This is a genomic window from Stenomitos rutilans, from assembly GCF_059505485.1.
The window spans coordinates 14,847-27,198 of sequence record NZ_JCACKR010000131.1 but is presented as its reverse complement, the minus strand read 5'-3'; the positions used below and the strand labels follow the sequence as shown (position 1 = coordinate 27,198).

General features: G+C 46.4%; 7 protein-coding genes. 2 read left to right on the top strand and 5 right to left on the bottom strand.

Annotation, left to right across the window (positions count from 1 at the left end):
* The 3 genes from AC5JLP_RS27645 to AC5JLP_RS27635 form a co-directional block, all read right to left on the bottom strand.
* Positions 1-331 (bottom strand): tyrosine-type recombinase/integrase (locus tag AC5JLP_RS27645; RefSeq protein ID WP_496071060.1); only part of this gene is annotated, 331 nt, incomplete at its 3' end.
* Complete coding sequence (locus AC5JLP_RS27640) at positions 318-3,287, bottom strand: Tn3 family transposase (protein ID WP_496071059.1); 2,970 nt, start codon at positions 3,285-3,287, stop codon at positions 318-320. The genes AC5JLP_RS27645 and AC5JLP_RS27640, both read right to left, overlap by 14 nt.
* A 290-nt stretch (positions 3,288-3,577) precedes the next feature.
* Complete coding sequence (locus AC5JLP_RS27635; RefSeq protein ID WP_496071058.1) at positions 3,578-3,751, bottom strand: hypothetical protein; 174 nt, start codon at positions 3,749-3,751, stop codon at positions 3,578-3,580.
* Positions 3,752-4,303: 552 nt separating this feature from the next.
* Here AC5JLP_RS27635 and AC5JLP_RS27630 point away from each other — a divergent pair.
* Positions 4,304-7,843 (top strand): TIR domain-containing protein, encoded by a 3,540-nt coding sequence (locus tag AC5JLP_RS27630; RefSeq protein ID WP_496071057.1) that lies wholly within the window; start codon positions 4,304-4,306, stop codon positions 7,841-7,843.
* 438 nt (positions 7,844-8,281) lie between these two features.
* Here AC5JLP_RS27630 and AC5JLP_RS27625 read toward each other — a convergent pair whose 3' ends face one another.
* Together AC5JLP_RS27625 and AC5JLP_RS27620 are read right to left on the bottom strand one after the other, a co-directional pair.
* Positions 8,282-9,586 carry a Sll1247 family protein gene (locus tag AC5JLP_RS27625; RefSeq protein WP_496071056.1) on the bottom strand — a complete coding sequence of 435 codons (1,305 nt, stop codon included), beginning with the start codon at positions 9,584-9,586 and terminating at the stop codon, positions 8,282-8,284.
* Between the two features lie 362 nt (positions 9,587-9,948).
* A complete protein-coding gene (locus AC5JLP_RS27620) occupies positions 9,949-11,343 on the bottom strand; it encodes a helix-turn-helix domain-containing protein (RefSeq protein WP_496071055.1) in 1,395 nt (464 codons plus the stop codon).
* Between the two features lie 343 nt (positions 11,344-11,686).
* Between AC5JLP_RS27620 and AC5JLP_RS27615 the strand changes: the two genes are divergently transcribed.
* Positions 11,687-12,028, top strand: a complete 342-nt coding sequence (locus AC5JLP_RS27615) for an NfeD family protein (RefSeq protein ID WP_496071054.1) — start codon at positions 11,687-11,689, stop codon at positions 12,026-12,028.
* Positions 12,029-12,352: the final 324 nt, after the last annotated feature.

Here is a 12,352-nt window from a genome sequence, read left to right as displayed (position 1 = left end):
AGTAGTCCTCCACCTTCAAGTCACCCACCTGCAACCAGGCTTGTATTGACGCGACGGCTGTAGCATTCAGTGTCACAGGGCGATACTTGTGCGTTTTGCGCTGCTTCAGATCTAAAACATCTCCCGCTTTCAGATTCTTCACCTGCCCCACCTTAAGTGACAGCAATTCATTCGCCCGATACGCCGTGTTAATCCCCAACGTGAACAAACACAAATCACGGGGACGATCCGCCAGGATTTTCTTAATGCGGGCGATCGCGGGGTTGAGCCGACATAAAGGCAAAAAGGTGCCAGATGGGCTAGAACGCTTTCTGTATCTACGCTCCGTCAATGTGAATCGGCAAGGCAATAGCTGTCTCTAACGGCTGTGGTTTTTGCTGGAAATCGACGACATAATCGCCATAACGCTTAAGATGACGCGTGAGATAAGGACTCAGCGTTTTGAGCATCGCTCGGTCTACTCGCATCCCCTCTGCACTTAATGCTTGGATGGCTAATGAAATGTCCACTGTATTTTGCAGAATCACCGCACTAGCGACCAGATCCAGATATTTCAGTCGTTTCTCCTGCTCTTCGGGATCGTTTTCCGTAATCACGCCTTGCTTGCCAAAGAAGAGCCAGTCCACAAAGCGGTTATAGTCCTCGACGATATTGGTGCAAGCGGTGATCTGACGGCGTAGACCCACATCCGAAATGTAGCGGAGTAGAAAAAGCGTGCGGATCACCAGCCCTAAGGCTTGAAAAGCCTGATAAAGGCGATTCCTGCGACTGTAGCTACCCAATTTACGAAGCAAGGTGGAAGGTAATACCTTGCCTGCCCGGATGGATAAGGCGACTCGGAGCATGTCTTGCCAGTGCGTTTCAATCAGTGCCCAATCAGCCGTGCCCTTAAACAGCGGTTCAAGATAAGGGTAAAGCTCTTCCTGACTAGGTTTGAGGAAGGTTAAATCCTTCCAGTTACGGATGCGCGGCATCAACTTGATGCCCAACAGATAGGAGAGTCCAAAGACTGGCGTGGATTGCCCTTGCGTATCGGCATGAAGGGTATCGGGCTGAATCTCAGAAGTGTTCTTGAGCAAGCCATCGAGAATGTAGACAGCTTCCCACACGCCACAGGTGATGAAGTGGGTGAACAGAGCGATATAGGTATCCGAGATGTGATGATAGGCAAGACCCCCATAACCGCCATAGCGGATGTGATACTCCGACATCAGGTTGTTCTCGTAAATCGCAACCTGACTGCCGTCGGCTGCTGCCGTTTTCCCTGTGCCCCAAAGTTTGGGGAGTTGGAGTTGATTGTACGCCTGAATGAGATCGCGGCTCGCGGCTTCAAGTTTAGTCGCATCCACATGCCGTCGATTCGTGTAAGACAGCATATGGGACGTGACCAAGCCGCGTGTGTGTCGTGCGGTTTGATTCGGACCGAGATTACAGCCATACCCAAACGTGGTGAGAATGTAGCGCTCCATCGGCTGTTCCAGCTTCGGTTCCGATCCAGAGGCGGGTCCAAAGTGACGGGTCCAATGCAGCCAATGTTCGGTGTTGCAGAGAATATCCAGGAGGCTCCGCTCCGGTAACTGCTCCCAAAGCGCCGCTGCCAGCGTGTCCGCTCCGGGTGGTTTGGGTAGTGCTTTGATCCGTTGTAAGACGGGGACACCTTGAGGTGAGAGATTGAACTGCTTCGAGGCTTGGCAAGCCTGGTCTACCTGCCGTGCAGTTTCGGTTAATTGCGTGCGCAAGGCGGTCACAAACTGGTGCGCCTGAGCAGGCAAGCTGAGTTCAGCACAGTACTGCGCGAGTTGCGGTTCACATTCGTGCCACGAGAGCAGTTGTTCACGAAAGTCAGCATAGCTCTCTGAACCCATCACACAGGCATCGCCCGTTTTTAAGTCCAATGCCAGATAGCTGAAGACGCAAACTTCGAGCGGTTGCCGTGCCAGGCGCTGGGCTTTGCCTGTCCCATCAACGACTAATTGTCGCCAGAGAGTGCTGATGAAGGAAAGATCCAACCCAGCCGGGAACCATTGGCTCCGGCGCTGTTCCTGCCCCAGGATAAACTGCACCGCCTCAACGAGAGACTGATCTTGGCTGGTGGAACGAATGTCCAACGAGCGCACCAATTGGAACAACTGCTTCCGGTAATGGCGATAGAAGCGCCACAACAGCGGTCGGTAGTTGTCACTGTTGTAGCTGGCAATCTCCTCACATTGCAGCAGCAGTTGTGGCGCACCGCCATGCAGCTCCAGAACGGCTTGCACCTGCTCACCTAAGGTCGTGGCACTTTCCGGTGCCACAGCAGCAGTCAGCACCTTGGAATACTGTTCCAGTAGCGTTTTGGTTTGGCTCAGGTGTGATTCGCGCAGTGCCACTAAGCGAGCTTTTGCCTGTTGTTTGATCCGCTGCATGCGCTTGAGAAACATCTCCACCAGGTGGTCACGGGTTTGGACCTGGGCTTGATACAGCAGGCAGAGGAGGAGTGCTCGTCGCTTTTGGGGTTGATGCTTGCGCAACTCAGCGCTATGAAGGGCTTTGGCTTGAGCGGCAAAAGACTGTCGCTTGGTGCTGGGCAGTCCTTGCAGTAAGCGTTTGGCCTCCCCAAAGGTCATGAGTTGGTTAAACTTCGTTTGTAATTGTGTCAGGTGCGCGAACGTCGCGCTTTTAGGAGGCGCTTTGAGCAAATTGAGGGAAGCCTGCGTTGCGGGCGTTTCACTCAGCAGGAGCTGATCCAGGTAGGTTTGCTCCGCTGTTGATAGACCCTCTGAAATTTGTTGAAACAGGCGGCTATTGGTCGTTGCGCGCATGTGACTGACGAGATGATCTAAGGTGCTGAAGGCAGGCAACTCATAGCGCTCTTTGATCAGCAATTCGACTGCCACATTAATCAAATCGGCGGGGTGATCCTTGGTGAGCGCGGCGGCGGCAACTTGGTCTTGTAGGTAGGCTTGAGCGTTTTGGTCATAGGGTTGAATCTCCAGATAGCGTCGAATTGCAGCGTGATAGCGACGTAAGGCGCGCCGTGATGGCACTGCCGCAATCGAGTCGCGCAGTTGTAAGTGGGCGCGCAGATGCTGAATGATGCTGGCTGGAATCGCTGCTGTGACAGGAAAATAGCCCAGTCGTTGAAACGTTTTGAGTAACACCAGCACGCTGAGTTGTCCGCTTCTCGTGCGAGCTTCAGCTTGAGCAAAGGCTACTTCAGCAGCACTCGGCGTGTACAGTGCGTCCAATTCTGTTGATGTCAGTGAAGACTTGAAAGTGGGATAAGCCGTACGCTCTAATGTCGTCATGCAGGAAAACCACTGAAACGGTTCTCGTGAGCATAAAGCCTGCCCTTTCGCTCATGGATGGCGCAGGCGTCGTTCCCCTCTCAATCTGAGATTAGCTGTCTCAAAAAGTGGCTGGACTAGGATTGAACTAAAACTAGCTTTTGTAGTACGTTAAAACCCCGCAAACTCGTGAGACAACCCGAGCCGTCAGAGTGTGCCGCAAAAATGCTATAACCCAGACCCAGTCGTCAAAACGACGTTGTCTCATCTTCCCGGCTAGTTGCCTCCCCAGCAGAAGGGCGGCTTTGAGTTCAACGGATTACTGCTTTGCTCAAACTCAGTCTCGACAGGGCTTCTAGTCCATCTGGCACCTTTTTGCCTTTATGTCGGCTCAATCCCATCGCCTTTTTGTCCCGAATCGGTTCCACCTTAATGGTTGATCCGGCAATCGGATGGTTGGGATTCTGACCCTTGGGAAACGGCATCGCGATCGTCTTTTTTCTTGATTAACTTTTCAGTATTTTAGCTTAAAGACTTAATAAGCTGAACATCACCTGTCTAGACCGACCTCCCAGTTCACCACGTTCAAAGCCTTTCTCAACAGTCCTTCCAGCCCCTCTTTCATCTCACTAACTTTTCGTCAAGAGTTAATGAGGAGGGAAGCGATGTCATTCCTTTGATACAACCATGGATGTTAAGAGGAATTCACGAAAGCTAATAAACACAACCCCAACTTGAATCTAGCCGTGCTCTCGTACGCTTCATATTGTGTCTTGGAATATAAACTCTTGAATGGAAAAGCCAATAACGTGATCTAAATCACATGCTTTGGGTACTTTCTGCATAAAGTAGAATAATGTCCACACGAGACACTGACTGGCCATTTTAAGAGGCGGAAGGATAGATGTCACAGGATAACCTTTCTTCTAAATAACCAGGAATCCAAAAATCAATATGATGGACTAAAGCTTGCCTTTACTAAGGGTTAGACTTAGTTTAACCCTTAGTAATAATGCTGGACAATCGATACAGAGTTCATGAGTGAAAATGTAAGCGATCGAGATTTTATAGGACTTAAACTTCAAAGTAGTTTTCTAGGGCACGAAGACTTAATTAACGACGTTGTTTGGTCGTTTGACGGCTGTCTTCTTGCTTCTTCATCACAGGATAGAACCATTAAAATTTGGGACATATCTACTGGAAAATTACAAACAAGTCTTGAAAATAAAGGACGTTCAGGTTCACTCAAAAGTGTGGCATGGGCAGTAGATGGACGAACCTTAATTGCTGGAACTACCACAAAAAGTCTTCGAAGCTGGGACCTCAAAACTAATAAAGCAAGCTCACATCAAGGTCACTCTGCCGCAATCAATTGTGTCGTCTTTTCATCAGATGGAAGGAGGCGCGCGTCCGCTTCGAGTGACAAAACTATTAGAGTTTGTGACGCGAGTAGTGGAAAGCTATATCTAACCTTAAAAGAGCATTCAGGAGAAGTTCTAAGTGTAACTTTTTCACAAGATAGCCAATTAATTGCATCTGGTTCTACCGATAAAACGGTTCGGTTATGGTCAACCAAAAATGAAAAATCGCTTAGAACTTTTCATGGGCATACAGGTGAAGTTCTAAGTGTAGCATTCTCGCCGAACCAGCAGATTCTTGCATCAGCCTCTCAAGATTGTACGGTAAGAATTTGGGATCACAAAAAGAAAAGATTACTAAATGTATTAGAGGGACATACTGATGCAGTTACGTGTGTCTCATTTTCTTCTGATGGACGTATTCTTGCCTCTAAGTCAGCTGATGGGACTATTCGATTCTGGAGATGTGATACTTGGGATCTTGTGAAAAAGATAACCGAATCAGCTCTTCAAGGCTGGCAATCCAATCTTGCCTTTCATCCTCAAGAACCTATTTTAGCTACGCTTGATCAGAATAGTTACGCTGTCCGGTTATGGAAGCTGGATATTGAGGCTATTCTTAATAAACCATCTGAAGTACCATCTGTTCGCTACACTAACGCCAAAGCTGTTTTATTAGGAAATACAGGTGTTGGTAAGTCCGGATTAGGGCTTGTTTTAACTGGCCAAGCTTTTGAAAAAACTGATTCAACTCATGGTCGGTATGTCTGGACGCTTGATAATTATGAATTTAAAGCTGATGACCATACCGAAATTCGCGAAATACTCTTATGGGATTTGGCAGGACAGCCTAATTATCGCCTTATCCACCAATTACATTTGAACGAAGTTGCGGTTGCTTTAATTGTATTGGATGCTCGTAGCGATATAGATCCATTTGCCGGAGTACACTATTGGAACCGAGCTTTAACTGAAGCACAGCGTCTTCAGGGCGATTCAGTTCTACCACTCAAAAAGTTTCTGGTTGCTGCACGAGTAGATAGAGGAAGCATTGATGCTAGTTCTCAAAAAATTAATGCGCTCGTACGAGATCTAGGTTTTGATGGTTATTTCGCAACAAGCGCTAGGGAAGGCTGGAATATCCCAGAGTTAGCTGAAGCGATTCGCCAATCCATTGATTGGAACGCAATGCCATCAGTAAATTCAACAGAACTTTTTCAGTCAATCAAAAATTTCTTGATAGGAGAGAAGAAAGAAGGGCGCTTATTATCGAGTGCTGAGGATTTATACCGAGCTTTTTTACAGGCTAAACCTACCTCTTTAGCAACGGAAGATTTGCGACCGCAGTTTGAGACTTGTATTGGTCGGGTAGAATCACAGGGGCTTATACGTCGACTTAACTTTGGTAACTTGATCCTTCTGCAGCCAGAATTACTGGATGCTTATGCTGCTGCATTGGTTATGGCGGCAAAAGATGAACCAGATGGATTGGGTTGCATTGCTGAAACTAGAGCAAGCACAGGAGATTTTAGAATGTCTGGAGATGAACGAATCCCAGACAAAAAGCAGGAAAAACTGTTACTCATAGCAACGATTGAGGACTTGCTTCACCATGAAATTGCTCTACGTGGAAGTTCTGAGGATGGAGAGTATTTGGTTTTCCCCTCACAATTCACTCGTGAGCTACCTAGCGTGTCAGATCCACAAGGCAAGGCTGTAACTTTTGAATTTGATGGGGCTATTCAAAATGTTTACTCAAGGCTAGTAGTCCGCCTTTCACATAGTGGCCTTTTCAAAAAGCGGGATATGTGGAAGAATGCGGCTATTTTTACAACTCATAGTGGTAGTAGCTGTGGAATGCTGTTGCATCAAATTGAAGACGGGAGAGCAGAATTAACGCTTTTCTTTGATGAGAGTACAAGTGAAGAAATGCGTTTTCAGTTTGAGGAGTATGTAAACACTTATCTTCAGCGACAGGTTTCACTAGAAAGCTTCAGAAGGAAGAGAATTTTTGTTTGTTTAGAATGTTCTACACCTGTTACCGAGCAACAGGTAAAAATGCGTAGAGAGCGTGGCTTTGATTGGATTAGGTGTAATGTTTGTGATTTTAAGGTATCTTTACTGGATCGTGAGGCACGTTTGACAAACCCTCATCTCTCTTCTGATGCTGAAGCTAGTAATGGTAATGTAGATGCAGCAACTTTAGCAGTTGCTGAAATCGATCAAGCTGCTGATACTAAACGGGATCGTGAAACAGCAGCATCTGTTCTTCAAGGGAAGATTGTTACCCAGGACTTTGATGTCTTTCTTTGCTGCAACGATGAAGACAAAGCAACTGTTAGAAAGATCGGTGAAAAGCTTAAGGAAGCTGGTCTACTGCCGTGGCTAGACGAATGGGAGTTGAGACCTGGTATACCTTGGCAGAGACTATTAGAGCAGCAGATAACACGAATAAAATCTGTTGCTGTTTTTGTAGGTAGTGAAAATTTAGGACCTTGGGAAAACCAGGAGTTAGAGACTTTCCTACGTGAGTTTGCTGGCGGAAGAAAACCTGTGATTCCTGTGATTCTTCCTGATGCCTTAAAGCAGCCGAAGTTACCCATCTTTCTGAAGGGAAGGAACTGGATAGACTTGCGTGACCAAGATTCAGATCCTATGGATCAATTACTTTGGGGTATTACTGGAAAAAGAGGATTACATAGAGATATAAGAACTGGGGATGGAAATATAGCCAAATTAGAGAACAACTTATATTTAGGAGAATTACGCGCTAAAGACGAACAGATCCAAATACACCGACAGCATAATGCTGACATTAAAGAAATTACTAAATTATTCGCAGGTAACAGAATTATGGCTTCAGAAGTCAACCAAACTTTCAACGGACCAGTAGGAAATGTTGCTGGCACTAATCAAGGGAAGCAGCAAGCTATCCTGAACAACTACGCACCAGAGAATAGGCGGACTTTAGCTGAAGCTGCTGAAGAAATTCAAAAACTCTTAGAACAGTTATCCGCATCTTATCCTAATCCCACTCCCATAGAACAGATGACTGTTGCAACTAAAGCAGTAGAAGAAATCGAGAAAGATCCAAAGCTGAAAGGTCAGGTAGTCGCTGCTTTGAAGGCCGGTGGAAAAACAGCTCTGCAAGAACTGGTGAAGCATCCTGCAATTACAATTCTTTTAGCTGCGCTAGATGCATGGGACAAAAAGTCTTAATCAAATACTTTCACTCTGAGTCGAACAGATTCTTAAATTAGTAAGTAATGGTTGGGAAAAAATAGGGATTCGGTTAGGCCGTCGGATAGTTAACAGCCTTATGTTATCTAATTGAAGCGCGCAATTGCCATCTCTAGTAGGCAGATATTAATTCTACTGTTTAAGAGGTATGTCAGCCAGGAGTGGTGCTGGAAGGGCCGTTTTTGGTGCCCCTTTCAGCTCAGCAACAACTACCACTGTCAAAGGGTTCTAGCAGCCTGCAATTGATACCCCTTTTTTGGCACCCTTTGGCGCTCACCACCATAGTCAAGACCGACTCATCCTTGAGTTAGCATCGTGGCATGCGATCAATTAGCCTGGGAGGTCGCCTTTGCAGTGTGAGTATGCTTTTGTATAGCAGAGACATACTCGTCAAGGCTTCTTTCGACATGGACTCAGTCATAACTGATTCACCAGCGAGAAATCCAGCTTACTCACTCCAAAATGAATTGACAGCGCAATCTGTAGATTCTCTAGAGACTGCACCAACCAATCGATACCATCGCGTACAAACAGTTCATAGTGCTTAAATAAAGCTGCAAACCGCCTCTCTAAATTAGATTGTAGTTGTTGGCACAAGAGCAAGATTTTCAGCAGTAAATCGATGATATGGGTCGCGCTCGTATTCTCGGTCAAATCGATAAAGCGCATATGCTCTGTAGATAACTGTGGATTAACTAGCAATGTATCCATTAGCTGGTTGCAGGTTCTACCTAGCAGAGAGGCTTGCAATGGCTGATCATCGTTTTGCGGTTGCATATTCCTCAGTAGTTGCCATAATGCAGGGCTGAAAGAACTCTTGTTGTATCTTGGAAAGCTTCTACCAATCTCACGGGTGAGGTATTGATGTAGCTCATGCTTGAAGTCCAAGTAGGAATTCCCCCAATTAGCCTTTAAGAATTGCCGAGCTAAATCTTTACAGGTGTAAGGTCCATCAATCTTCCCTGCAAACTGCTTTGCTGCCATGATGAATTGCTCTTGACTCAGCAGTGTCGGATTGCTCATTGAGCTAGCGCTACTGGAAGGACGTGCTGCTTGCTGCCGCACCAATGAAGTTAGATAACGTGATAAATCCGTCTCAATTTTCTGCTCTCTTTCTAAACGCACTTGGTTAATCATTTGCCGTCCCTCAGTATCATCGCTACCTAAGCAGTAGGGATACAAAAAAGGATACCGATGAACCAGCTTCCTGACGGTGGCATGATCCGATCCCAGTTGATGCTTGTTAGCAGTCACCTTACTCCTTCCTAGATCGGAAGTGTCAGCGGTTTCTTGCCTCGTTGGGCTGAATGTTTCTCTCAAGCGTCGTAAGGCTTTATATTGCTCTGTCTCACGAAACTGTTGCACTAACTGCTGTAAGCGCCGGGACTCCTGGGAGTAACCAGTTCTCAAAGGGGTGCATTCAAAGAGGTCAACCAACTCAACGATCCAAGGTTGGCAGGCAGGATAAGTGCCCCAGTAATTGGTCAAAATATGACAGCAACGATTAAGGAAAAACCTAAATTCTGTTTGTGCCCAGCGCATTGCAGCCACAGTATGCAGGGCTGCAAGAATACTGGGATCAGGGTAATCTACGCCATCAATAAAGAGAGTAACAAAGCGATCAAGCACTTGCTCTGGCGATTCTACCTGGCGGAGATCGCGCAAATGATCGTAGACAATTGATTCTTCCCAAGTGTCCTGTCGACTATGGTAGCTATGCATGACAATCTCAACCCTGATTTACACTGATAATCAACCTGCATCAGTAGTGTCTTAACTTCCACAGGAAGTTAAGACACTACTGAGTAAACAGTTCCACCTTCAAGTTCCGTTACTTCTGCAATCGCCGCGTACCGCAAGCGGATAGACAGTTACCGCAAAGAACAACCTCAACTACAGAAAAGACTGGTGATAAAGCTCAAGCAAACAGTGCAGCATATTACTGTGTGATGGGAGAATTATAGAGATCTGGGCTGAGAAAAGTATTCTTACTTTAGACAGTTGTTAAAGTGGTTGCCGATTTGATAGGCGTACCGGCTGTTAAATAGATGAAAGAGAGTGAAAAAGCTCTTCTCTCAAACAGCCTAATCATTGACAGCACTTCCTTGGTTCGCTAGATAAGCTCTCACAACCAAGCCTAGTGACTCTCGGTAGCAGAAAGACAAGTTGCCTTCAATCAGAGACCGACGCCTTAAGGATTGCATAACATCTCCTAGTCGAAATTGATTTAGCTGCGGCACTAGCCGTACTACAGATTGTAGTATTTCCATCAAGGTAGCGGGTTCTTGAATTGTTGTCAAACAATGAATAATCGTTATTTCCAAGTCTGAGAGGTAGCTAAAGTGCTGGTTGAGTTGCAATTGCACGGCATCCAACAGCGCTGTTTCGTTTGGTCCCAGTTGTTCTAAAAAGCTGCTAACACTGCCGTCAAAAGTGCTCAAAATGGTATCGGTCGCCTCACTGAGCCAGCGCGGGTTGCCGTCATAGCACCGAACCAAGCTTCTCCATTGTTGATCAGTACCGTACGGCATTGCACGACCGACGACCTTAGCACGGGCATGGCAAACGGCTTCCCAGTCCCGCTCTCTTAACCTTGGCAGTTGCCAGGAGCGTACAAGGGGACTATCGCTACCCAGTCGCTCCACCTGTCTAAATTGGTGACTACTGACCAGCACAACGCAGCTTTGATGATCAGATTCCCCGATGAGGCGCAGCAGCTCGCTGTAGTCCTCATAACCACGCCGATAGGAGCCATCATAAACGCCTGGTTGCAACAGCGTTTCTAATTGATCGAACACAATCAAGCAGCGATGCTGGGTCAAATAATGTCTGAGCTGAGTTAAAGAAAGCTCTAACTCAGTTTGCTGAGACAGGAACCCAATTAGATCGTGGAGCAACTCGGACAATGAAGGGGCTGATTGCAGCGATCGCCAATACAAAAACTCAAAGGTCTCATCGTTAACTTGTAATTGCTGTGACAGCTTCACTGATAACCAAGTCTTACCAATACCTGTCATACCGTAGAGCATCACTAGGCGGCAGTAGTCTTTGGCAATCCAGTCAGTCAGATTGTCTAAATCACGACTGCGACAACAGAACAGCCTCACATCAGGTGGATCAACCCATTTGATTGAGGGGGGCGATGACCTCTCCAGCAGTGATTCTATGGGTGGTGCAGTTACTGGTTCAGGAGCATGCGGGGACTGCAGGAGTGATCGCGCTTGGTAACGCTCGATCGGACCCCTTAAATTTGCTTTACCTACATCCTCCTCTAGCGCCTCGCTTAGCTGCAGCCACAGTTTTGGACCAATGTCACGGCTGAGATACTTCTCAGACCGATTGGTATTCCTGGCAATCCTACCGTAGGTAAGCCCTTCCCAGGAACCTAAAAAAACTTCTCGTTGGACGTCATTCAGGTGTTCTTTCGTTTTCTCAAAAACCGCTCTATCTGCAAGCGTCAATGCTTCGTCTGCATCCATCTGCTAACACTACTAATGCACCCATGCTGGATTTGAGTCTTAGTTTACCTGAATTTTCCTGAATTTTCCTGAACATAAGAAATTTTCCTGATTTCTCCTGAATTAGTTCAGTTTAAGCCAGTCGTTTATTTCCTGAATTTTTAGTGGATTTCTATTTTTTGGATTATGAACCATTATCTTATTAAGCAAATACGATAAACAAGTTATTCTCTTTAAGATTGCATTAATCACCTAATTTATTACTGCAATTCTGCAATAAACAGAGAAGATTTACCTTGTTGATTGTACAAAGAATTGAAGCTTTCCCAAACAGCAGTCAACTACGATGTCAAGAGAAAGATCCATGTTCAAACTTACTCGCTTGCTCAAAAATCTGTTGAATGCTTTTGCTCAGGAATTAGAGAGTGATTCCTTAAATGAGGTAATGTCCGTTACCAATTATCGCGATGTAGCTTACGAAGCTACAGTCACTCAAGCCATAATGCCAGGGGGGATTGGGCAGGTTAAGTTTAAGGGCACTTGGTGGAATGCGCGGTGTAGCCGTGATGTCGCTCTGATGCCGAATCAGACAGTCTATGTGATGGATCGACAAGGTAACACGCTGTATGTGGAACCCGGCTTTATGTTGCGTGTTATGTTGCCAATGCTGACAACACTTCCTCGTCCCAATGAGCTTAGTTTATGAAGGAATCAGGGTAGGGAGAAGCCTCGCGATTCACCCCTCCTATGTCACTCAGCATCGGTCCCAGAGTTGGGTAGAGAGAAGTAATCCGATATTTAAGCTTGCTTTGTACTTCCTGTTGTTCTTACTTTCTGAAAAGTGAGAGCAACAGGATTCGTCATGCGTCGATGGGGCACAGGGCACTGGAAAACTTTGCCGAAAACGATGGTTGGGCGGTTTTTGTAGTACGCCTCAAACACGCACTGCTGCGTCCCAGCTTATCCTTAACATTGCCGACTTACAAGCATTTTCGGCATTGTTTACGGTAGAGGTTCTGGTCAGCGGTTG